Below are 24065 nucleotides of genomic sequence, written 5' to 3' on the forward strand. Positions count from 1 at the left end.
GCTTTGATAAATTTATCATTTTTTTCTAAAGGATTCACTTATTTGAAAATACAAAAAAAGAAAAGCCTGTATTAGCAGGCTTTTCTCATTCATTCTTACTTTATCTCTCCCATAAAACTTCTAAAGTTCTCGACGATATCTTTGGATCGGGTATGGTGCAAATAATGCTCCCCATCAAGCAACATCAATTTCCCGTGTAAGGAGTCTTTAATCTGTTCTTTATGCAGGGATTCCCAGCCTGGAACATCCGTATTTTCTTTCACTAGGAAGAAAATAACAGGAAGATCTTTTGGGAAATTTAATGTTTCCGTGGCTTTGAAATTACTTTTAAAATGCTCTGCTTCGCTGATGATATTTGGATTCATCATGTTTTTAAGTGAAATCATTCTATTTTGTTCTTTAGTTTCCTCATCATCACTTGGTGTAACGATTTGGGCTGGATTGAGCTTTACCAGCAATCTCATAAATCCTGAGTTTTTAAGCAGCTTATAGGTTCCTGATGGAAATTCTTCATCGTTGCCCCCTTGTGTGGGTACGCTGCTGTCGATGCCTACGAATGCACTAACTTCGTTTTCGTATTTGTTCACATAGTCCAGTCCGTAAATTCCCGCTATAGAATGTCCCATCAGAATATAACGATCTATCTTTAATTCTTGTAAGGCTTCATGAAGCTCACTCACGATATTGTCGACCGTTCGTTCTTTTGTGGTGACATCGCTTAGTCCATAACCAAACGGCTCAACTACTACAACTTTATAGAAAGGAGTCAGTTCATCTACAAGTGGTTTGAAATCAATTACGGGTGATGCGGTTCCAAACCCTGGGAGTAACACGACTGTTTCCTTGCCTTGCCCTTGTATGGTAACATTCATCTTTTTCCCGTCGACAGGTACAAGCTGACCATAGGGTTCTATTTTTCCTTTCTCCACTTTATTGCTGATCACATTGACTGTAAAAACGATGACCAGAAAAAGTGCTAGGAGTATGACTATAGCGACTATTACTTTAAGTAAAATTAATAATGTTTTTTTCATACTTTCATTTCCTTCCTTGATGTTTCTTTTAGTTTCTCCAACTTCTGCACCCCTTCATGTTATCCCTTATCTTTTGTCTATTTCATTCTAACAATCCAGTCTTAGATCCTGTGTAACGCAAGTTTAATTGATTCTTAACTTTCACCAGCTCCTAATGATAACGAATTAAGCTTCTGTTAAGATTTATATAACAAAAAACACCTCTAGATATCCGTCGATCAGCCATAGGCTAATCTAATGTTATCTAAAGGTGTAGTTTCCACTTATTAGTTCATTGATTATTTACGCGCTGCACGAAGCTTCTCAGGGGTTACATCGTTTCCATCCGGATCTAAAATTGTCACGCCAGAAAGACTGTTACGAACTTGTCCACGAATTTCACGCAGATAGTCTTCACGCAATGCGATCTGTTCAACCCATTCGCCTTGTGTCAAGCCTACTTCACGTTCTTTCTTAGCTAATTCATTGATGCGAGTCAAACTTGTAATCATCTATGTTCCTCTTTTCTTAGTTTTAATTAGCTTACTAACGGTTATGGCGATTAGTCCCAGATTCAAGCTAAATTATCGGCCATTTGTTTCATAAGTCTTCTTAATAATAAACGTTCTTCAGGTATAATTCCGGCTAGTAATTTATCCAGCTGTTTGTTCCAGATCTGTTCCACAGGTTCGCAGAGATTACGTCCGGCTGGGGTTAGATACACTCGGCTAACTCTGCCATCTTCAGAATCTCTTTTTCGAACAACAAACCCATGATTTTCAAGAGATTTCACCATATTTGTTATGGTTGGAGGCTCACAATTCAAGCGTTCACTTAGCTGTATTTGTGTCATTCCATCTGTTCTCCATAACCGGCATAATAACTGTTCTTGACCCACATGAAGATTAAGTTCTCTAAGCAGTTCTGCATAATCTCTACGCATTTCCGCTGATATTCTATCCAGTAGTTCCCTTATCTCATCTTCTATCACAGATATTTCCTCCGTACTGCCTTACAAATTACTTAGCAAGCTAATAATATCACGATTTATTAAAAATTTCAAATAAATGTCCGGTAACGTTCATCCTGTCTGCTGACCAAACCATAAAAAAAGGAGTAAAACCACAAGATCACATAGATCTCGGTTTTACTCCTGCTTAGTCGACACTTGACTTCGTTCTCAATTATTTTGTGGAAGCCGTACTTCAAACATCGTCCGCACTACACTGCTTTGTGCAGAAACTGTTCCAGCATGTTGTTCCACAATGTTTTTAGTGATAAATAAGCCCAGTCCCGTACTCCCTGTGGGATGCGTTCGCGCTCGATCCCCGGTGTAGAACATATCAAAAATACGCGGGAGCTCTTCCGGATCAATACAATCTCCATAGTTAATGATCTCAATAACGACTTCATTTTCCTCTAAATACCCATGAATATCAATAAATTGACCGTCGCTTCCATATCGCGCTGCGTTGGTGAGGAGATTCTCAAATACACGCGCCAGCAGCTCACCGTCACCCTCTATCTTCAGAGGTTGGGTTACATCCAAGCGGGAAGTAAGACCATTTTTCTCAAAAACGGGATATAACTCTTCATTTAACTGCAAAAGAAGCTCACTCAGGTCGATCGAGGTTTTTTCAAGCGTAAGCTTACCATAGTTCATTCTTGTGATTTCAAATAGCTCATCAATTAATTTTTCCAAACGTTGAGATTTAGTATAAGCGATCGTTGTATAATGTCTGGTCTGTTCTGGCGTTAATTCATTGTCCTTCAGGATAAAATCCAAATAACCTATAACGGAGGTAAGTGGTGTACGCAGATCATGTGCCAGATTTAATACAAGTTGATCTTTACTGCTCTCCGCAAAGTCGCCCCGCTCGATAGCTTCCTGTAGATGATCAATAGCCAGATTGATATCATGGCCAATAAGGCCGAACTCATCTTTAGAAGGGATATCCACCCGCTCCGAGAAATCACCCGACGCCAGCTGATGGATCCCTTTCGAGATTTCCTTGAAATAATTTGCATATGGTTTAGTAAATATAAAAAAGAATAAGATGGCCAAAGGAATGAAGATAATCAAAAACGCATTAACATCACCGATATCCCGCATCAAGTAGCGAACTTTAGTCAATGGATTTTCTAATAAGACCTCTGATCGATAATATCTCTGCAGAATTTTATAGATTGAAAAGGTAATTCCACCGGATACAAGCATACTGGCCATCAGCAGCATAATCATTTTTGTGCGAAAGCTATAGATCATTTTAGGCATTGGTTATATACCCTTCCCCTACTATTTATCTTTGTAGTGACAATGGTATATGAATTCATTCAAAATCTCAAATCCTTCGAATCAAAGATCTTTCCGCACAAAAATCCGCAGAGAAATGATATATGAACAGCTAAGCAAGAATATATAAGCCAGCCCTAGGATTATAAAGGGAATGACCGTACCTTTCACTCCAAAACTCAGCCATCTGTTCACATCAGGTATCCACTGGATCAAAAAGCTAAACACGTTCGGTCCAAACATAACAATCATCATAAAAACAAGATTAACCACTTGCGCTCCCTTTGCCCCTAACCAGTAATGAATCGGTAAATAAAGCATCGCAAGGAGAGGGAAAATGGATAACGTAATACCAACCTCTTGCCAAAAATGAGGGGTTACGGCTTTACCTGTTACAATAATCAGGAGATAGGTAAAGGACGTGGCTGCCAGCCCAACAAGCGCATACGGAAGGATCGAAAAATATTTGGCACGGACAAGCTCTTGTCTCCTTACAGGGAGATTAACGAGAAACCGTTGCGTCATCTGCTGAGTATCCATTGAGCAGGAGCTTATCAATAACAGCATGGGTGGCATTACCGTAAATAAACTGAAGCTATGATAGTTCGAGTAAGCTATAAAAATAAAAAAGGGGATTAGCAGCATCAGAAATTTACGCAGAAGAATGAAGTCTTTTTGAATTAAAAAAAATGATTTATACACTTTACGTCCTCCTTAGCTTATAACTCTTCCTTGCTAAACAATCGTAGTGAAATCCTATAAGAGCAGTACAATATGGAGAGATAAACAATCCCTATCAAACCAATCGACAACAGATGATCCTGCAGCTTTATGTCGGTAATTGTTAAGAAAAAGGATGAATTTGAGAGTGAAGATCCAGTGTTCAGGGTGGTAATCGTTATTACTACATTAAAAAGGATATTGAAGTAATAGTTTTTGGAACCAAGCCAATAATGAATCGGCAGATAAATAGACGCAGCCAAAGGAATCATAAGTAACGTTAAAGATACCCCTATCCAATAAAACGAGCTAATGGAATATCCAAATGAAAAGGAAATTAGTAACAAAGCTAAAGAGCAAACCAAACCGATGAAACAATAAGGAATAAGTGATAAGTATTTAGCCAAGATAATCTCTTGCCGTCTTACTGGTAACCCTATCACAAACTTTGTGTTGTTATTCTGTGCATCCATAGAACAGGAGTATACGAGCAACAGTAAAGATTGAAAAGTAGCAAACATGCTGGAGTTATCCAGTTGAACATATGCGATGAACAAGATACTCAAGAGAAATATAGGGATAAAATTCCGCAGGAGAATAAAGTCTTTTCGAATCAGCAACAAGAGATTAAACATACAAAGCGTTTCCCTTTACCGTAAAATACATGATTTCTTCCAGAGTAGGTGTTTCGCATATGGCATGACCTCTAAAGAAGTGTTCCCCCTCAGAGCGATTGTTCAGAAGACCCTCGAAACCAACTTCCGTCTCTCTAAGCCCGATGAACCATTTTCGTACATCCCGATCAAGCAACTCTTTATTGCCTTTTACCAGCATGTATTTGTTGGCTAGAGATTCTTTCATTTCATTAAATACTAGATGCCCTTCGTTCACAAAAACAATATAGTCCGCGATCCGGTCCAAATCAGTCGTATTATGCGTTGAAAAAAGAATAGACTTCTTCTCATCTTGGATATGCTCACTAAGCAAATCAAGCAACTCTCTTCGGAATATAGGATCAAGTCCTGCAGTAGGTTCATCCATAATGAGCAGATCTGCACCATGTGATAAGGCAATGGCGAGCGAATACTTCATTTTCATTCCTTTGGAGAGCTCCTTAATCTTTTTCCGCGGGGAAAGCTTGAACATCTCTATGTATTTCCTATACGTTTCTTGATCCCAACGACTATAGAAAGGAGCAATAATCTTACTCATCTGATCGATGGTTAATTGATCGTAAAAGTAATTCTCATCGGAGACATAGCCAATCCGATCCTTATTCTCTGCTTCATGGATAGACATCTCTTGGTCAAAAATCTTGACGCTGCCATGATCAGGAAACACCATCCCCATCATCATTTTTATTAATGTTGTTTTCCCTGCCCCATTCGGTCCAATTAGCCCCGTGATATACCCTTCTTTGATACCGAACGTAAGTTCGCATAGGCTAAAATGGCCATATTTTTTAGATATTTGGTCCAATTGAATGACTTCTTTCATTCTGTCTCCTCCTCATAAAGCAATTTCAACATCTCACTAAACTCAGCAAAATTAATCCCCAGCATTTTACTCTCGTCGATAATCTCCTTCATTTTGTTCTCCATAATCCGTAGCCGTTGTTCCCGAATAAACTCCTGATCTGCACCAGAAACAAAGGAACCTTTCCCCACAATTGAATTGATAAGCCCTTCTCTCTCCAGTTCTTCATAGGCTCGTTTCGTTGTAATTACGCTAATCTGCAGCTCTTTGGCTAATAGCCGGATAGAAGGTAATGGGGTGCCAGACACTAACTCTCCTTGCAGAATCATCTGGCGGATCTGGCTGACAATCTGTGCATAGATGGGTTCACCGGAAGTGTTGGATATCAATATGTTCATGTAATCGTGCCCTCACTCCTAGTTTATGTGTTATCAATGTATATATGTAATATATACACTATACCCATTGTTGTCAATTACCTTTCTTGTATCGGCAAAAAAGCTGATTCCTAGGATCTAAGAACCAGCTAACACAGTTATCAGATATTTTCTCTATCACAATAATCCCGCACTTTTTAAAAAACGGCTAACAATATCTATCTGATAGCGAATCCGTAGCTCACGATCAAGGCTCCAGCAGGTTTCCACAGTAAATGCTTTAGCCCCTAATATACGGGTAACGGCTGCCCTTGAGGAGCCGGGGCGCTCCCGTAAACGGATATTAAAATGATAAGCGGTTTTGGGAATCGTTCGATTAATGCCTTTGATGACACGTTTTGCTGTACCTGTTCCTCGGCTTCCCGGAGTGACGATGATCGACTGGCCAAGTCGCTTCGGATTTTTTTGTGACAACCCATTTGCTTCATGAAGATCCAGAAACCAGGTGGGACGATATCTTAGTACTAGCTGTAGCAAAGCTGAAGCTAATGGATGTTTTGCCGCCGTTTTGCTAGAACGTGGAAAGGTGCGATTTAAATCGGGTACACCTCTGATCCGTTTGCGGTAAGCTTTTTGATTCATTAGAGGTACTACAATGATCGTGCCCCGGTGTATATACAACCTTCTCTGGTTAAAATGTTCTACAATGATCTGTGCGGCACGAATACTTCCTGTCTCATTCCCATGTATCCCCGACACCACCATAAAGACAGGACCAGGAAGCTCACCTCTAATCACATAATAAGGAGTAGCATAAGCTGTGGACGATGCTAAGGTATAGCTTTCAACGATCATAAAGGATCACCTCCACATTTAGATAATCCATATATGTGTATTCCGATGTCTCCCAGTTGTCCTAGACAGATAAGCAAGAAGAAACGACGTGGTCTTTTTTAAAGATAGCATTCGGTTTTCGTAGAAATACAATCAAAAAAAGCCTGATTTCTCAGGCTTCCTTAGTCCTAACTAGTTAATTTATTTATACGCCGGGAGCCAGTTTCCATGGGCTGTGATCAGCTCGTCGCACATATTTGTAATGTCATCCATCGACAATTCAGCTGCTGTATGTGGATCGAGCATTGCGGCGTGATAGATATGCTCTTTCTTATGGGTAATCGCTGCTTCGATCGTTAACAACTGTGTATTAATGTTTGTACGATTCAGTGCGGCGCACTGTGGAGGCAGATCTCCCACGTAGGTCGGAGTTACTCCGCTTCTATCTACTAAACAAGGGACCTCTACACATGCTTCTTTTGGCAAATTAGTGATAAGACCTGTATTCATAACATTGCCACCTATTTTGAAAGGCACATTAGTTTCGATAGCTTCCATAATATAAGACGCATATTCATGCGAACGTTCATGTTTAAGTTCTTTGTTATTAACCAATTCTTCACGCATTTGTTGCCAACGTTCAATTTGATCTACACAGCGGCGTGGATACTCGTCGAGTGGAATTTGAAACCGTTCGATAAGCTCTGGGTAATTACGTTTGATAAAATAAGGATGATACTCTGCGTTATGTTCCGAAGATTCCGTAATGTAGTAACCGAATTTAAGCATCATTTCATAACGGACCATGTCTCCGTGATGTTCTTGTTGCTTCTCAGCGGCACGGCGTTTAATTTCCGGATACAAATCCTCGCCGTCTTTAGTAACCTCCAATAACCAAGCCATATGGTTAATCCCAGCGATCTTAGCCTGAACACCTGTCTGATCCATACCCAGATGCTCGAACAAGCCCGGAATACAATGCTGCACACTATGACATAATCCCACCGTCTTTACACCGCCATAGGTATTCATCACATTGGTCAGAACTGCCATAGGATTTGTATAGTTCATAAAGAGTGCGTCCGGACAAACCTCCCGTACATCCGCAGCAAAGTCCAGCATCACTGGAATAGTACGCAGGTTACGGAAAATCCCACCTATGCCAACTGTGTCCGCAATCGTTTGCCGCAAGCCATATTTCTTCGGAATTTCAAAATCTGTGATGGTGCAAGGATCGTAACCTCCCACTTGGATTGCATTAATGACATATTTAGCTCCACGCAAAGCTTCTTTACGATCCGTATAGGATTTCACAACACAAGTGCTGCCGCTGCTCTCTTTTATATTATTTAGCATATTCTCGGAATCTTTCAGGCGTTGTAGATCAATATCATACAGGGCAAGTTCAAACCCTTGCAGGGCTGGCGTTCTCATACAATCTCCCAACACGTTTTTGGCAAATACGGTGCTACCCGCTCCGATAAATGTAATTTTAGACATGTGAAATTTTCCTCCTTATAGGTGAGGTGAACGGTATTAACATCGCAGTTTTATGGAGTAGAGTAAACTATAATTCCCTTATAAACACTAGGATGTCAGATCATAACCGTCTGCTCTCTTCACTAATCACTATAAATGAGAGCGGTCCCAATGAGTATGGAGAAATACAAGAGATATATGGACGTTTGTTGCATTTGTATATTCAATCCTATAATCTAAATGTATTATAAAAGCAATCTTGGGGAGGTTCTAAGTAAATGGCTTCAGAGCATTATCATTTTACAGCAGGGTTTAATCTGGCTCCCGATGATCATGACCTATCTGTATTATTCAGCGGAGAAGGCAAACCCGTTCCTGGCCATAAAATGGGCCCCTCTGTTCATGATTACTATCTCATTCATACAGTAATTGATGGGGAAGGAGTTTTTCAAAGTGGCAGTAATTCGCAGGGATGTAGTAAGGGGGATACCTTTGTTATTTTTCAGGGGGCGTTATTTAGCTATCAGGCAGACATGGATCGTCCGTGGACATATGTATGGGTGGCCTTACAAGGGGAAGCGGTTGAACAGCTACTACACGAAGTGGGAATTACAAGGGACAAGCCAATAATCCACTTAGATAACCTAATAGAGATACATAAAATATATGAACATATTCGTTTATCCTTTCAGCAATCTGCTTATCCTCGACTGGAGAGCTTAGAAGCTTCGGGTTGGCTGCGGCTGCTAGTGCACAAATTCGGTGTTGCGAACATAAGTTCGCTTCCCTCTCAATCGATAGAATTACCGGATGTTATCGACCGTCAGATCGATCAAGCGATCCGTTGGATTTCTCTACAGTTTCATCAACAGATCAGTATCGACCATATGGCATCGTCTCTAGGCTATCATAGGGCTCACCTCTCTAAAGTCTTTAAACAAAAGATCGGCATGTCTCCCAAACAATATTTATTAAAGGTTCGTATGGATAAAGCAAAAAAACTGCTAGGAGGCACGCTGACCATCGACCAGATCTCTTCCTCGGTCGGTTTCAATGACGCGTTATACTTCTCCAAGCAGTTTCGTAAATGGAGTGGCATGTCTCCAAGTGAATTTCGAAATCATCTTCGAACGGGCAAATGATTGATGTATCTTACGTTTCTTTCATGGCTTTAGATAAAATTGAGCTAACAAACGTTGTCTTTCCTTCACAATAAGCATCAATGTCATAACGATGTTGTTCTGCCAAGCGTTGTTTAACCTCTGCATACGCTTGACGCGCTGCTGTATTCGATCGCAGATAGTCTCTGAAAGCGATATGCTCCAAGTAGCCTTTTCCATCCTTAGGACATACATACAGATGATATTTCATAAATCCATCATCCTGAAGTCTTTGAAACGCTTCTCTTCCCTCTATTCCCAAGTTCCCTTGGTGTTCATATCCATGCTGTTGTAAACGTTCTATGATTTGTGGGAGTACATCGTAGCTGTCCATCACAAGATCAAGGTCGATGATAGGTTTAGCAGCTAGCCCTTCAATCGAAGTACTGCCCACATGCTCGATAGAAATAATAAGATCTCCGACATAAGATAAGAGCTGTTCTTTTAATCTATTGAATTCTGCCTTCCACTCTGGGTTATACGGGACAACCTCTATAACTTTCGTCTTCTCAGCGATGATCAAACACCTCCCGGGTATAATAAAAGGTACTGTAATCCGTTTCTAGCTAATCTCTGGTATATCCTCTTTCTCGATCACTCTATAGACGATCCATATGCATAAAGCGGCTACAACTAGCGTTCCCCCCATTAAGCAGACACCACTCCAGCCCCAATGCTGCCATGCAAAACTTCCCAGCGTGGATCCAATCGCTCCACCTGTAAAAGTGCTGACCATAAAAACAGTATTAATACGACTGCGAGCCGCTGGTTCAAGTGCATATATGCGTGTTTGGTTACTGACCTGTGACCCCTGTACCCCAAGATCCAGAATTATAACTCCTGCAATCAAACTCCAGATCGTAAATCCGGCTAAACCAAAAAATCCGTAAGCAATTAATGTAATTAACAGTAGGATTCCTACAATCTTTTTGGGAGCAATTCTGTCTGCTAACCTCCCGATAAATGGAGCACCAGCAGCACCTGCTACACCAATAAGACCAAACAATCCTGTAATAGAGCTACTGTAGTGATAAGGTTCTCCTTCCAGAAAGAAAGCTAGAGAAGTCCAGAACACACTAAAGCCGCCAAACATGCAAGCCCCAATTAAAGATGACTCACGAAGCGTCGAATATCTGCGAATCAGTTGTCCCATTGATTTCAGCAGATCTGAGTACGAGGAATTATTGTCTGGTTTCGTTGCCGGGATTAGCCGATAAAGAATAAGGGATAACAATAACATGACTACTGCGGCAATCCAGTACATCGCTCTCCAGCCGAACATATCCCCTATAATTCCGGATATTGTTCTTGCTAGCAAAATACCAAAAAACAATCCGCTCATTACTGTGCCTATAACCTTCCCCCGCTCCTCCGGTAAAGCTAACTCAGCCGAGAGAGGAATGATGACCTGCGGCACCACCGTAGTTATGCCGATAGCAAAGCTGGCGATATACATCCAAGTGAGGTTTTGTGCGGTAGCGAAACCAATTAGTGACAGTGATACAGCAATAAGAAGTCCTGATATCAGTGTTCTGCGTTCACGAATGTCACCTAGTGGAACAAAAAATAACATTCCCAGCGCGTAGCCGATTTGAGTAAGCATCGATACATATCCCACTGCGTTAGAGGAAGCATTAAATGTGCGTCCTATCTCAGCTAGGAGCGGCTGATTATAATACATATTTGCCACGCTTAGTCCTGATGCAATGGCTAGAATTAGGATGAATTGCTTAGATAGACCTTCTCCTACACGAACAGCAGCGCCTGTGATAGATTGTGTCATGAAATTATGTGCCTCCGTTCACGTATGCTGCTTCAAACAGCGAGCTTTATTTTCCCTAATATATTATAACAGTCAATGTCAACCTTCCTTCTTCAATAGATTAATGATTAGTAAAGGAAAAAATATAAATATCTTCATAAGTACAATTTATAGTAAAATATATAAATCTGAGCTAGGAGTGGATGAACGTGCACCAGAACGAACGAATCATAAACAAATTACAAACGAATCCCTTAAAGAATGTAAGTTTGTTAAAAATGTTAAACTCCTTCCACGAAGTCATGGAAACACATCTAGTTGAGCATGGTGATCAGTGGGGTATTGTATTACTTCTTCCAGCCACAGCATACGCATATGATCATAGGGTATATCCTCAAGCGGATTACATCGTATTTTTGGATTACAGCTGCCCCGATATATTTCCAGCTTTACTACCACTGCTCCCAGCACAGGCGAAGCTTGTTTTTAAACTACAGGATGTGAAGTACCAAGAGGCACTGTCTGCGCATTTTTCTTTAGAAAAAACTCGGGGGTTTTTCTCTTACAGCACAACTGAGGGGTTAAGGTATAGTAAGGACAAAGAGGTGTCAATCAATCATTCATTTGACGACAGACTACTTCCACTTTGGGCTGCTAACCATTACAATAAGGAAGAAATTGAGGAATATTTCCAAAAAGGAGCGTTTTCCGTTTCAATCTTTCAGGGCGACAATCCGGTTAGTACCTGCCTAGCGTTCCGAAATGAAGAGCAGATTTGGGAAATCGGCGCTGTTCATACTTTAGAAGCATTTCAAAGATACGGATACGCGAAAATGGTAGTTCGCACAGCCATACAAGAAACGTTAGAACGAGGCTTTATTCCACGCTATCACGTCCTTGAAAGAAATCAAGCGTCCATTCGTCTAGCTGAATCTATTGGACTTGTCCCTTGTGTGCAGCTAGAGCACTGGATTAACTACATTCAATAACAATTTCTATTGGAGGTGATTTTAATGAGCTATCCACCAAACGACAATTTGAATTATTATCAGCCTCCACCCCCTCCGGCACCGACGAATGGCAAATCAATCGCTGGTTTTGTCTTGGGAATCCTCTCTATTGTTGTGCCTTATATTGGTTTTCTGTTAGGAATTATTGCGATTATTCTATCCGCCTTATCGCTGAAGGAAATCCGTAATCGTTATGAACAAGGCAAAGGCCTAGCGATTGCAGGCCTGGTATGTGGAATTGTGGGCACGCTGATGTACGCAATTATTATATTATTCGTCGTTGTGTTTGTTTTTGCAGCTTCTACTTACTAACCACGAAAAGGATCTCAATAGCCATCATCGGCTGCTGAGATCCTTTTTGTGTTAACACGTTTATCCAAGTGAACTCTTCATTCAGTCGTGGAACCAAAATCGGTGATTTTAAGCTTTACATCAAAGGTCAATGGCATCCGAATAAATTCCTCGTCCCAATGATCCTTGATCTTTTTCCAAACCTGCGGTTTTTCTATGCTGAACCAATTTCCGAACCCTGCTATATCCACTTTGTAGGTAGAATGCATTTTGTGAATAAGAGCATTGATTTTTTCGGTTAATTTTTCCTCGAATATCTTCTCCAATTCTTTGAAATAGGCAACTTCCGCGGAATGCTCATTATCATCCCAATTCTCAATAAGACGTCCATCAGACTCAATGGCTACATGAATAGAGAACTTCTCATCCGCAGTCTCCTTCAGCGTAATCTTGCTCTTAACTGATTTAATTTCATAAGTAATCGCTTCATTCAACTGATTATAGGCTTTAATGCTCCCACCTTTTATGTCCCCTTTGATCCAGGCAATACTCTCCACATCCTGTTGATCAATATTGCCAATCCACTGTCCTGTGTCTCCCTTGATAATACCTGCTCCGGAAAATTCCACCTCACCTTGTGCCTCCACAACGTTCTGTAAAACAAAGCTTTGCCTGGAGTACATAAGTGCATCTAGATTAGACAACGTTATGCCCTTCATAACTTTACTGGTTCTGAAGTGGTTATGAATCATGTCTGCCAGACGAAAAGAAGGAATCTCCTCCGAGGTTGTTTTAAGTGTGTCGGATGCAGGCCCTTGGCTAAGAAATATAAGACAGCTAGGGCGGATATCATTATCTCGCAGTAAAAAGTCCATTAGCCGTCTGATCTTCTCCTGTTGCACCAGTTTCTCAGATATGACAACAACCTTGAGGTGATGACCTATAATCGGACGGTTCTTACGTATTGAGATTTGGCGGAATATCTCAAGCAGAGAATCCCCTGTCTCAGAAATATTGTGATAATGAGTTTGTGGTGTTGCGCCATCTTTGCCAGAGTTTCCGAGTATTTTTTCAGGCACAATTTGTACCGTAGCCGTCAATTTATTTTTCTTAAAATAGCTTCCTCCGAGTTCCTCAAACTCCCGTTCGACTCCTTTCGGCTCCCCCTTGTCAAGCGCCAATCCCGTATAAACACTCAAGTCTTCAATCTCCTTACTGCTCCAGCAGCCAGACTGCGTAAGCAGAATCACGAATACCAATAGTAGGCGAATAACCCGCTGTCTAAACATTCTGCTTGAGTCCTTTCTTCCTAATGATTAATACAATCGACAATAACAGTGGCAGCATTATAAAGATCAGCACACCCATATAGCCAATCGCATCACCAAGACTAAAGACATCATTGATGCGCTGAGGGATCATCGTACAGATGAAGATGATGGGCATTAAAGCGAACATAACCGGATGGATCTTTAGGTGGAATACCTGGGAGATGCCAAGTGATGCATTAAAGAAAAAGCTGCAAAAATTACAGAACATCTGCATCAGCCAAATGACGAGCAACGGAAATTCAAATCGTTCAAAAAAGAACCCTGATATTTCAAAGCTCCGTACCAAATCTATCGTAGGCCAGGTGCTGGTGATTACAGAATTGATGGATAGGCCGCCGATAACCATCACAACAGTAACCAGATACAATACCAGCGGGATACTTAAACCGACCATCATTCCTTTGACCGCTTGCTGCGGATGCTCCATAAAGGCCGTCATTGTCATCACAACCTCACAACCGGTAAAAATCAGGATGCTCGACTTCATGCCTCGGATCACCGGCATCATGCCTTCACTCAGAAAAGGACGCAAATGCTGGATATCAAATATTCTGGTACTTAAGATATAACAAATAATCAGAATAAAAATACTGATCGGAAATACAATCTGAAACACGCGGGCCATGGAATTAATCCCGCCATACACCAAATAAGTGCCCACCCAGATGAACGGCATCACAATCGCCCAGATCGGTGTCCCTTCCAGAAGAAAGAACAATGTTACTTCCGCCAGAACGCGGATTTCGAAACCCGCAATCACAATAAAGTAAAGAATCAATATTGTACTCATTACACTGCCTGGAAAATTCCCAACAATTCTTTTAGAATACTGAAAGACAGTCTTCCCTGGAAATTGCTGGCTAAGCTTCACCATAACCAATATGACCAAAGATACGACGATACCTCCCAGCACTACTGAAATCCAGGCATCGGGAGTCTGCACAGCCTTAACAACATTTCTGGGCAAAGTCAAAATTCCCGCACCTAGCATTGAATTGGTCAAGATTATGGAAGCCTGCGAGGTTGTGATCTTATCATCAGTTCGTTTAAACACTGTGGTCTCCCCTCTGCTCCTGCTAAGAATACATTCTCTAGGACCTGCGCTTTTTCTTCTGGGTCTTCAGCATCTCCGGTCTTCGCTTCATGATCGATAACGGTGCACGAACGAACAAATCCTTCCAGTCACTTAAGCGGAAAGGGGAAATAGGGGTGACGTAAGGAACTCCAAAGCTTGAAAGCCGAGTCAGATGGCTGCAAATAAGCAGGAAGAAAAGGATGGTTCCGAACATGCCCAGGACCGCCGCAAATAACATGCCTGCGAATCGTAAGATCCGGAGAGTAATCCCCGCACTGTACATCGGTATGGAAAACGAAGAGATCGCTGTCACAGCTACAACAATTACCAAAAAAGGACTTACAATACCAGCCTGTACCGCGGCATCTCCAATGATTAGACCTCCGACAATCCCCATTGCCGGACCTATGGGCTTCGGCAGCCGAATTCCAGCTTCACGCAAAATTTCAATGGAAATTTCCAGAATCAACACTTCAATTAATGCAGGAAAGGGTACACCTTGGCGTGTTTCGATAATGGAGATCGCCAGTTGTGTAGGAATCAGTCCCGGATGAAAAGAGATAAAGGAAATATACAGCGCCGGAGCCAACAGAGCCAGAAATGATGCGCAAAACCGGAGTATCCGCAAAAGTGTACCCGGAATCCAGCGCTCATAATAATCCTCAGGAGACTGCAAAAGCATACTGAACGTCACTGGAACAACGAGTGCAAACGGTGTGCCATCCAGCAAAATCGCGACTCTTCCCTCTAACAAGGATGCAATTACCCGATCGGGTCTTTCCGTATTCTGTGTCTGCTGAAACGGGCTTAAATAATCATCCTCGATCAACTGTTCCACATAGCCGGATTCCAGAATAAAGTCCATATCAATTTTGGAGATACGTTCCTTCACTTCCTGGAGCAGATCAGGATTCACAATGTTTTTCATATAAGCGATAACCAGGTTCTTCTTGATTTCGCTGCCTACTTCAACCATTTTCATTTCCAGATTCTTATTAAGCCCTTGGCGCCGCAGCATAGAGGTATTCTCACTAAGCACCTCAGTAAAGCCAATCCGAGGCCCACGCAGTAAAGCCTCCGAGGTCGGCTCAGTAATCGCGCGCACGGATCCATGCGGAGAACCCACCAGCAACATCTCACGCATGCCTTCGACAATCAGCGCAGTGTATCCGAATAGGACAAACTCCTGCAGTTGGTCTAAATCCTTGGCTTCACTAAGCTGAGCTAAGGGGAGCATATTCTGTTTCAAGTAGTTGTATATTCCTTCTGAAGCCTGCGTTTCGCCGGCATACATCAGATTCTGCAGCACCTGCTGATTGATTAGCTCCTCGTGCTGCATCCCCTCTACATAGACCAATGCGGCACGTGCCTGTATACCTTTAACTGAGAATTCACGAAAATGTACATCACTGTTCTCCCCCAATGCCGTTTTTATCGCTGTCAGATCGGCATCATAGTCCTGGGTAAAAGCAGTAGACACAGGAGGCTGCGGATTTACTTCCCGATTGTCATTCTTCTTCAGTTCCGCATCCTGTGATTTGGCCTCTGTTTCCTTGGAGCGTCCGCTTCCAACATAAAAATACAAATGCCTGTAAAGATAAAAAATCCCTACGGGAAAGAGCAGCGTAATCGCCGCCTGCATAAAAATTGTCCAGTCCGGAATATAAGAGACTATTTTAGGCCACATCGCAATCATCCTCTATAGGAATCTGTTAGTACTATTCTCCTTCCACCCTATTCTTATGCAACATTTGAAACTTAAGGAAAGTTCATATATCAGCATTGGTCCGGACATAACAAAACGCCCGCATAAGCGGACGTCTGCAATTTAGAGTATTTTCAACAGGTACTGCTTAAGGTTAATTAGGTTGCTGCCACTGCTTTAAAACCTCAATCAAACCCGGGACATCTAATCCATCCAAGGAAAAAGCTTTGCGCAGCAGCTCATGCGGTATGAACTCATCGTATTTTCCGAGATAGGGTGCTTCATCTGGGGATAACAATGATAATGGATCTGTGGCAGCCATACTTTCGGCAATGATCTCTGCTTCCAGCGTTTCTGCATCTGTTTTACCAGCAACGACCATATAATAAGGTTCCATGGGAACGATAGAACGCAGTCCCAGAGGGCTCTTCAGATTGTTCTTCAGAAGGCGCTCCAGCGTGCGGAATTGCCGACTGCCCGCCCAGGGCAGAATGAACATGGAATCTCCACCTGCCGGCATAACGGACCGCACAAGCATTCCACTTTCCTTCGCTAAACGACGAGCTCGTTCGAGCCGCGTAGCCGCACTCGGAGCTAAATAAGGATACAATGAAGTGGCTCCTAAGATTTCACGGATTTTGGTCATGATGCGTGTATGTACATCCCCACCCGCACCAAGCCACAACGTATCTACTTTGCCGCGTGAGGTTTTCACATAAACGGCTTTATGGCGATTATCCACCTCTTCTACCTTCCAAAGCTTACCTGCCAGAGTAAAACAGTAGCCTGGTGGTGGAACCGTTGTGATCGATCCGATTTCCTCAGTCCCGTTATAGACCACATGCTCTTCATCATCTTTGAAGACCGCGTAGAAGCGGAAGTTATTCACGATCTTCTCTCCCGCCATCCCGATGATCAAGCTGCCTTCGTCCATCTTCTCAATTTGTCCCATGCCTAACATATAGGTCATGAAAATATCATAATCAGTAGGATCTATGGTTTTAAACGAAGGCAAACTCAGAACCGCTTCTTTTAAATCATCCGGTTCGGCCTCACCCATACTTTTCAAAATGCTCATCGTCTGATGGTACAGCAGTCCAACTGGCAGCTGACGCACGACCAGGGGTTCCACCCATTTCTCGCGCACATATAGCTCAATTACCGCTATCGCTCGAAGCAGTGTCCACGGCATCCGCGCCGGAAGCTGAGCTTCCTCGTCCTCTTCCTCGGGCGTGACAAAGATCATCTCGGATGCAGCGTCTCCACGCCTGCCCGAGCGGCCTAACCGCTGCACAAAGCTTGCGCAGCTATAGGGAGCGCCGACCTGTAGCACTCGCTCCAGCTCGCCCAGATCAATACCCAGCTCCAGCGTCAATGTCGCTGCGGCAACAGCCGGTCCGGTGCCTTGCCGCAGCGCGGCTTCCGTCTCTTCACGCAGCATCGCGGAGATGCTGCCATGGTGAACGTGAAATACATCCCGTTCACCACGCTTCGCGGCCGTTCTCCGCATCTCTAGGGTCGCCGTCTCCGCATCTGAGCGGCTGTTGGTGAAGATCAACGCCTTCTTCAGATGCGTATGATCATAAATAAAATCGTAATAAGACTGCTTCGCACGTTCTAAATGCTCCGCCTGCACCTCATCCCGTGCATCCGGGAAAGAAAAATGCTCCACACTTAAACGGAGCTTACGCCCGCCTTGTGGAGCGGACACTTCAACGCTCTCCCGCGTGCCCGCCGCCAGCCACTCTGTGACAGAAGCGTAGTCACTCAGCGTAGCTGATAGACCGATTCTGCGAGGATGACATCCCGCCATTCGTGAGATTCTCGCCAGCTGGCTTAACACCTGGATCCCCCGGTCAGCTCCCATAAAGGCATGCACCTCGTCAATGACAATAAAACGTAGATCATGGAACAACGCTGGTATAGCATTCGGGCGGTTCATCAACAATCCTTCAAGCGATTCCGGGGTGATTTGCAGCACGCCTGAAGGATTCTGCACCAGTTTTGTTTTATCGGCTTGAGGTACATCTCCATGCCAGTGCCACACCGGAATATTGCCTTCACGAAGCAAATCATTCAAACGTGTAAATTGATCGTTGATCAAAGCTTTCAAAGGGGCGATATACAAAATGCCAACCGAACCGGAAGGACGTTCATACAGCTCAGTAAGCGCTGGGAAAAAAGCTGCCTCTGTCTTACCTGAAGCGGTACCTGAGGCAATCAGCAGATGATGCGGGGTATCAAAAAGCACCCGGCAGGCATCCACCTGTGCCTCACGCAAAGTCTCCCAGCGGTTCTTATAAATAAACTCTTTAATGAAGGGAGCCAGCCTATAGAACGGATTATCACTCATAATTCAAACTCCGCCAGGAATCCATCCAGTTCATTTTGCTCGGTCTCAGCTGGCTTAGCCGTTTTTTCGCCGACTAGCTGTTCAAAAGTAATCTCCGGATGCTGGTGGAGCGTATGCAGCAGATCCATGAAATCACGTACTACCTCCCGTGGAGTCAAGAGTTCCTCAGCCCCTAATCTTCCAACCGCTTCCTCCATAAAATGAACCAATTGTTCCTGTGATAAACGTGCTTCATAACCATAATGTAGGGCGTGAATCTCTTTAAGCTTTTGCAGCAGTACAAGAATTTCCTCGTGTGATAACATGTCCAGTGCAATGATAGGTCCAGTATAATTGTTCAGACCCGCCGCCACGTACCGGCCAGCAACCAATCGCGATCGCAGTGCCTCATAACTAAATAAACCACGCCGTCCATCTTCCACAAATTGCGGAGTTCCCCCTATAAAAATCCCTAAGTTCTCTGCCTTCCCCTGCATCGTATCATTGAACATGGTAAGCAGCTTTTCATAGTTGCTCTGACGGGAAATACTGTTCGTAATTTTATAAAGATTGACACCTTCATCAATAAACAGCAGCAGACCTTTATAGCCAATAGCCGCAGTAAATTCCGCCCAAAGCTTCATATAGTCATACCAATTATCATCATCAATAATCACGCCAACTCCAAGCGCTTTGCGGGCTTCTGTCCGAGTTGCAAATTCTCCACGCAACCAGCGAAGCGAATCCTGTTTCTGGTCATCATCGGCCAGCTTGTGTGCATTCCAATAAGAGGCGAGCACTTTGGCAAAATCAAAACCATGTACCAAACCACGCATTTCAGAGGCTACAGCGTAAATTCGCTTCTCTACTTCTTCACCAAGCTGAGGGTGATCAGGCCCATATTCCTTCTCCTGCATCACGGACTGCTGTAGCGTAATAATCCATTTCTGCAGGATGATCTCCAACGCTCCACCATCTGGACGTGTGCGGGTCGATAAATGGCTCATTAGCTCCCGGTAAGTCGCTAGGCCTTGTCCTTTAGTTCCTACTAACCTACGCTCAGGGGACAGGTCAGCATCTGCTACTACAAAATCCCGATCCATCGCGTAATTACGGATCATCTGAAGCAGAAAGCTTTTGCCGCTGCCGAATTTGCCTGTAATCAGCTTAAAAGCTGCCCCACCCTCTGCAATGTTCTCCATATCTCTTAATATGGCCTCAATCTCCGGCCGACGGCCAACGGCTATGTGCTCTAGTCCGATACGCGGAACAACACCAGCCGTCAACGAATTGACTAGCGCAGTTGTCATTCGTTTAGGTATTTTTAATTCACTCATCCAAAGTTCACCTCATTAAATATTGCGCAGCATAGAGATATATTCCTCAACAATGTCTTCCCCCTCAATGATCAGATCACCAAGAATGTCCATTGCGATTTCATTAATCTCATCAATTAGAAGCTCTGACATCGTGCCATTAGCAGCAGCCAGCTTCAGTAAAGCTTGACTTCCATTCTCATCCAAAAGAGCAAGCAGTGCTTCCCGTTGTAGTGGACTTAAAGCATTGGCAAACTGTTCTGCCTCCGATCCTATGCTAACCGCTTGAGCTTCTTCAATCACCTCTACAGGCAACAATTCTTCCTTACTATCTTGTATTGGATCAATTTCACCGATAGTTGCTTCGAGCTTGCTATCCTCGTAATCTTGCTCGTCCATATTCTCAACCGTAAGCATCGTCCGTACAATTTCAGAATCACTTTGCAGGCGTTCTAGTTTCTCCGGATCTATGACGACTGTCGGCCCTTTGTCTTCCTGCGTCTCTTTAAGGTACTCACGCTTTAGAAAACGAGTGATCAAATCATCCATATCGGCCTCTACATTAATACCTTTAAGTCGTCCGCGGTAGCCCATCAGTTCCCGGAGTTTATTCTCAGTCAGACGAAATAACCTTGTAATCAGACTGCGAAGTGGTGGAGATTTACTAATACGTACAACCGGTATAAGAACAGAATAGCCATATAATGAAATATCATATACGGCACTTCGGAATAAATAACGCTCCCGCATCACCGCTGGTCCAGGCGGAAACATTTCAACTAGATTGGAGCCGTGTTTCCGGGTGACATAAGCATTAATTAACGCCACGACCTGCGGAATGTATTGTTCAAGAGCCTCATTGCCTTCTCCGATGTAGAACTTGGATTTACTAATATCATAGTCCGACATTGCCGTTAATACTGCGAAGGTTAGCTGCTCAGGAGCAGTCGTCAGTCCTCTCATTAATTCAAGCTCCGCCAGATCCCCAGCAAGACCACGTGAACGAGCCACAATGATAGAAAGCGGGACATCCAAATGATGTACAAAAGAGAAGTCCGCGATCCAGCCGCCAAGATATTGATCCAAACGTTTATAACTTTCCCGGTAAGCTTCCCAGATCAGATTTAGCTGCCTATAGCCATCATTAGGGTCAGTCCACCCCACGCCATTAATAAGCTCATATACATGCAGAAAAATATAAGAAAGATCTGTTTTCAGATATCTGCCTTGTCTAACTTCATTCCGCCAATAAAAATACCATCTGCTTTGCGTGCCTGTCATATGGCCATATGTAGGCCAGTAACTCTTAAAAGGAACAAAAAGCGCTGAGTCCTCAGTTTTTTCAACTAATTCCTTCGCTCTTGTTACGAACTGGCCTTCGGTGGTAGTCACAGGCTCCGGCGTTTCCATCTCTGTATCCCAAAGCTGCAGCTGTAATGAAGGTTCAGGGGTTGAATTTGTTTTGCCATTATTCTTAGAAGATGACTTAGGCAGCGCAGGTTCAGGGGAATTTCGCGGCGGAATCGGTACATTTTGTTCCGTACTTTCCCAGACTAATTCTGTGAAATGCGGTTGCTTCCTATCATTACTCATGTGCGATCGCTCCGTCCTTATAAATAAGGATTAATGTAAAAAAACGGTCCTGTTCACAACTGTGAAGGAACCGTTTTGTTCTTACGTGAATAGTGGTCATCCATACAGGACGACAACATCGTTTCTTCTTGATATTTTAGCATTGTTGATAGATTAACATCAAGTATGTAATGCAGAATCTCACTTTAGAGAAGCTCGGTTCCCTTTGTTTCTTTGCCAAGGAACAATACCGCTAATGCACCGATAATAATCGTTACAAAAAATAGCATAAAGATCGAGCCAATCGCCATAGATTTACCTACTAGAACCCCTACCAGCAAAGGTGCGATAATGCCCCCAATCCGGCCAAAGGAAGTTGCTAAACCAGCGCCTGTGGAACGAATAGCCGTTGGGTACAGCTCTGGCGTATAAGCATACATGCCACCCCAAGCGCCAAGATTGAAGAAGGATAAACAAATTCCTGCAGCCATCAGCATGCCTTCAGTAGTCGCATTTCCGAACCATGCAGCGCTAACTGCAGTGAACAGCATATAGATGACTAGGACAAATTTACGTCCGAACTTTTCAATAAAGTAAGCGGCAGTAAAATATCCAGGCAGCTGAGCGAGCGTCATAATAAGCACATACTCGAAGCTTTTGACCAAGCTGAAGCCTTTAAGTACCATAACTGTAGGCAGCCATAGAAACATGCCATAATACGAGAACACCACCGTAAACCATAAAATCCACAACATAATTGTAGAACGGCGATATTCTGGCGACCATACGGTAGCGATCCTTTTCTTCAAGGAAACGGGTGCCTTTTTAATCTCAGCAAATTTCGGTGAATCATCAATCGCCCGTCTTAGATATAAAGCGTAGAGTGCAGGTACAGCCCCAATTCCGAAAGCTATACGCCAGCCATAATCAGGGATAATGAAGAACGCGATTAATGCAGATGCAATCCAACCGACTGCCCAAAAGCTCTCCAAAAGCACAACCGCACGGCCTCTCTCCTGAGCAGGCATGCTCTCTGAGACCAAGGTAGAAGCGACAGGCAGCTCACCGCCAAGTCCAAACCCCGCGATAAAACGAAGCACACAGAGGATCGCAAAGCCTGTTGCAAATGCAGATAATCCGCTTGCCGCCGAGAAAATAAGGAGTGTCCACAGCAATACCGGTTTACGGCCAAAGCGGTCTGCTAATATCCCTGCCGCTGCAGCACCTACTGCCATACCGACGGAATTAATACTAGTCAATATACCGATCTGCTCCGGTCCCAGATTCCAATCCTTAGCTAAAGCTGCTACAACAAAAGAAATCATTCCGACGTCCATCGCATCGAACATCCAGCTCAAGCCAGCGCTGAAGAGTAATTTCCTTTGTTTCGGATTCCGCAGCAGTGTCATTTGATTCACTTCGAAGCCCCCTTATTTCAACCTGTTAACCAATAAACTTACTTTTGATTGTTTCACTTATACATTTTAAAATTGAAGTGCTCAAAAATCAAGAAATAAAGCAGCATTAAAGTATTGCCTAGCCAGCGATTGAAAATAACAGGTCTGCACAGAAATTGTGGCGATAAGCAGCATATTACGAACGGATTCTCTCTGCGCTCTCGACAAATGTGTCAGCCGGTTAATCACACGATCTATAGAGCTTTTTAATGAGGTATCATCTTTCCAAGAGAACTCCTTGTGCAACACTTGATCTACTTTACATTGCGTCTGAATCGATGGATTGCTTTTGATCTCCTCAAAAAGCCCTGCATAGGCGTAATACAGCTTGGCCGGTTCAATTAGATCATCATCATCGCGATCCGGCTTTAGGAACATTAGCTGGAACAGTTGGCGGATACTTTCAAAGTTAAGAGCAGATTTGAGATCATCGATAATAAACAAAAGCGCCGCCTGATTAACCGAATATTTCTTTCCTTCTTTAGGCGAACCGAGATATTCCTTGAAGTCGCGCTTGACCCAATTTTGCATAGCTGTGACGGTCAATGTGGAATACTCTATAAGATGGCCCAATGAAGCAATTTCACCAAGTGAAAAGCCTTTTACATGGCCGCCTTTAATGATCTTTTGTAATATGGGTGGAACATTGGTTGATAAAAAAGCGGGCAACGAAGTCCCCTTTTGTAATTCTTCACGGTGAAACTTTGCCCATGCCTCTTGGAGGATATTCAGCGGTTTCCGGTCTGACAATCCGGTCAATGAAAGCAGTAGACTGGACATCTCCACACGAGTCAATGCAAATGATTCCATATCTGTTTCCCTCCACCATTTGATATTTTACTGAAAAGTTCGTAGAATAGTT

At 43.2% G+C, this 24065-nt stretch carries 23 protein-coding genes; 3 read left to right on the forward strand and 20 right to left on the reverse strand.

Annotated elements, in window-relative coordinates; translation table 11 throughout:
• Positions 1-95: 95 nt before the first annotated feature.
• The 10 genes from NSQ91_RS17065 to NSQ91_RS17105 form a co-directional block, all read right to left on the reverse strand.
• On the reverse strand, positions 96-1034 hold the full coding sequence (locus tag NSQ91_RS17065; protein ID WP_076126624.1) for an alpha/beta fold hydrolase: 939 nt from the start codon (positions 1032-1034) through the stop codon (positions 96-98).
• A 278-nt stretch (positions 1035-1312) separates the two neighbouring features.
• The gene (locus NSQ91_RS17070) at positions 1313-1525 is read right to left on the reverse strand and encodes a DUF896 domain-containing protein (protein ID WP_036676956.1); all 213 of its coding nucleotides are present in this window, start codon (positions 1523-1525) and stop codon (positions 1313-1315) included.
• Between the two features lie 62 nt (positions 1526-1587).
• A complete protein-coding gene (locus tag NSQ91_RS17075; protein WP_248548678.1) occupies positions 1588-2004 on the reverse strand; it encodes a MarR family winged helix-turn-helix transcriptional regulator in 417 nt (138 codons plus the stop codon).
• A gap of 189 nt (positions 2005-2193) precedes the next feature.
• Positions 2194-3288 carry a HAMP domain-containing sensor histidine kinase gene (locus tag NSQ91_RS17080; protein ID WP_036676951.1) on the reverse strand — a complete coding sequence of 365 codons (1095 nt, stop codon included), beginning with the start codon at positions 3286-3288 and terminating at the stop codon, positions 2194-2196.
• A gap of 81 nt (positions 3289-3369) precedes the next feature.
• Positions 3370-4008 carry an ABC-2 transporter permease gene (locus tag NSQ91_RS17085; RefSeq protein WP_076126625.1) on the reverse strand — a complete coding sequence of 213 codons (639 nt, stop codon included), beginning with the start codon at positions 4006-4008 and terminating at the stop codon, positions 3370-3372.
• A 17-nt stretch (positions 4009-4025) separates the two neighbouring features.
• Positions 4026-4661 carry an ABC-2 transporter permease gene (locus tag NSQ91_RS32075; RefSeq protein ID WP_076126627.1) on the reverse strand — a complete coding sequence of 212 codons (636 nt, stop codon included), beginning with the start codon at positions 4659-4661 and terminating at the stop codon, positions 4026-4028.
• On the reverse strand, positions 4654-5523 hold the full coding sequence (locus NSQ91_RS17090) for an ABC transporter ATP-binding protein (protein ID WP_076126629.1): 870 nt from the start codon (positions 5521-5523) through the stop codon (positions 4654-4656). Before NSQ91_RS17090 ends, NSQ91_RS32075 begins: the two co-directional genes overlap by 8 nt.
• The gene (locus NSQ91_RS17095; RefSeq protein WP_076126630.1) at positions 5520-5900 is read right to left on the reverse strand and encodes a GntR family transcriptional regulator; all 381 of its coding nucleotides are present in this window, start codon (positions 5898-5900) and stop codon (positions 5520-5522) included. Before NSQ91_RS17095 ends, NSQ91_RS17090 begins: the two co-directional genes overlap by 4 nt.
• A gap of 156 nt (positions 5901-6056) precedes the next feature.
• Positions 6057-6734 carry a M99 family carboxypeptidase catalytic domain-containing protein gene (locus NSQ91_RS17100; protein ID WP_076126632.1) on the reverse strand — a complete coding sequence of 226 codons (678 nt, stop codon included), beginning with the start codon at positions 6732-6734 and terminating at the stop codon, positions 6057-6059.
• 180 nt (positions 6735-6914) lie between these two features.
• The gene (locus tag NSQ91_RS17105; RefSeq protein WP_076303657.1) at positions 6915-8213 is read right to left on the reverse strand and encodes an alpha-glucosidase/alpha-galactosidase; all 1299 of its coding nucleotides are present in this window, start codon (positions 8211-8213) and stop codon (positions 6915-6917) included.
• A 257-nt stretch (positions 8214-8470) separates the two neighbouring features.
• Here NSQ91_RS17105 and NSQ91_RS17110 point away from each other — a divergent pair, with 257 nt between their 5' ends.
• Positions 8471-9334, forward strand: coding sequence for an AraC family transcriptional regulator (locus tag NSQ91_RS17110; RefSeq protein ID WP_076303656.1), 864 nt, complete (start codon positions 8471-8473; stop codon positions 9332-9334).
• Positions 9335-9344: 10 nt separating this feature from the next.
• Here the strand turns inward: NSQ91_RS17110 and NSQ91_RS17115 are convergent, their stop codons facing one another.
• Together NSQ91_RS17115 and NSQ91_RS17120 are read right to left on the reverse strand one after the other, a co-directional pair.
• Positions 9345-9875: a GrpB family protein gene (locus NSQ91_RS17115; RefSeq protein WP_370510713.1), complete on the reverse strand. Its 531-nt coding sequence runs from the start codon at positions 9873-9875 to the stop codon at positions 9345-9347.
• Positions 9876-9914: 39 nt separating this feature from the next.
• A complete protein-coding gene (locus tag NSQ91_RS17120) occupies positions 9915-11135 on the reverse strand; it encodes an MFS transporter (RefSeq protein ID WP_076106745.1) in 1221 nt (406 codons plus the stop codon).
• 188 nt (positions 11136-11323) lie between these two features.
• Between NSQ91_RS17120 and NSQ91_RS17125 the strand changes: the two genes are divergently transcribed.
• Both NSQ91_RS17125 and NSQ91_RS17130 read left to right on the forward strand, forming a co-directional pair.
• Positions 11324-12103 carry a GNAT family N-acetyltransferase gene (locus NSQ91_RS17125; RefSeq protein WP_076126639.1) on the forward strand — a complete coding sequence of 260 codons (780 nt, stop codon included), beginning with the start codon at positions 11324-11326 and terminating at the stop codon, positions 12101-12103.
• A 24-nt stretch (positions 12104-12127) separates the two neighbouring features.
• On the forward strand, positions 12128-12436 hold the full coding sequence (locus tag NSQ91_RS17130; protein ID WP_036676925.1) for a DUF4190 domain-containing protein: 309 nt from the start codon (positions 12128-12130) through the stop codon (positions 12434-12436).
• A 77-nt stretch (positions 12437-12513) separates the two neighbouring features.
• Here the strand turns inward: NSQ91_RS17130 and NSQ91_RS17135 are convergent, their stop codons facing one another.
• From NSQ91_RS17135 to NSQ91_RS17170, 8 genes are all read right to left on the reverse strand, one after another.
• The gene (locus tag NSQ91_RS17135; RefSeq protein WP_076126641.1) at positions 12514-13704 is read right to left on the reverse strand and encodes a Ger(x)C family spore germination protein; all 1191 of its coding nucleotides are present in this window, start codon (positions 13702-13704) and stop codon (positions 12514-12516) included.
• Positions 13697-14800, reverse strand: a complete 1104-nt coding sequence (locus NSQ91_RS17140; protein ID WP_076184847.1) for a GerAB/ArcD/ProY family transporter — start codon at positions 14798-14800, stop codon at positions 13697-13699. Before NSQ91_RS17140 ends, NSQ91_RS17135 begins: the two co-directional genes overlap by 8 nt.
• 37 nt (positions 14801-14837) lie before the next feature.
• Positions 14838-16508, reverse strand: coding sequence for a spore germination protein (locus NSQ91_RS17145; protein ID WP_076126801.1), 1671 nt, complete (start codon positions 16506-16508; stop codon positions 14838-14840).
• A gap of 172 nt (positions 16509-16680) precedes the next feature.
• Positions 16681-18879 carry a DEAD/DEAH box helicase gene (locus NSQ91_RS17150; protein ID WP_076303655.1) on the reverse strand — a complete coding sequence of 733 codons (2199 nt, stop codon included), beginning with the start codon at positions 18877-18879 and terminating at the stop codon, positions 16681-16683.
• Positions 18876-20195, reverse strand: a complete 1320-nt coding sequence (locus NSQ91_RS17155; protein WP_076184846.1) for an ATP-binding protein — start codon at positions 20193-20195, stop codon at positions 18876-18878. Before NSQ91_RS17155 ends, NSQ91_RS17150 begins: the two co-directional genes overlap by 4 nt.
• A gap of 15 nt (positions 20196-20210) precedes the next feature.
• Entirely contained in the window at positions 20211-21767 is a 1557-nt protein-coding gene (locus NSQ91_RS17160; RefSeq protein WP_076303654.1) for a TerB N-terminal domain-containing protein, read from the reverse strand.
• Positions 21768-21952: 185 nt separating this feature from the next.
• Entirely contained in the window at positions 21953-23155 is a 1203-nt protein-coding gene (locus NSQ91_RS17165) for an MFS transporter (protein WP_036677382.1), read from the reverse strand.
• Between the two features lie 90 nt (positions 23156-23245).
• Positions 23246-24013, reverse strand: coding sequence for a DUF1836 domain-containing protein (locus NSQ91_RS17170; RefSeq protein WP_076190239.1), 768 nt, complete (start codon positions 24011-24013; stop codon positions 23246-23248).
• Positions 24014-24065: the final 52 nt, after the last annotated feature.

It is taken from the genome of Paenibacillus sp. FSL R7-0048 (assembly GCF_038004505.1).
Classification (GTDB): Bacteria; Bacillota; Bacilli; order Paenibacillales; family Paenibacillaceae; genus Paenibacillus_AQ; species Paenibacillus_AQ odorifer.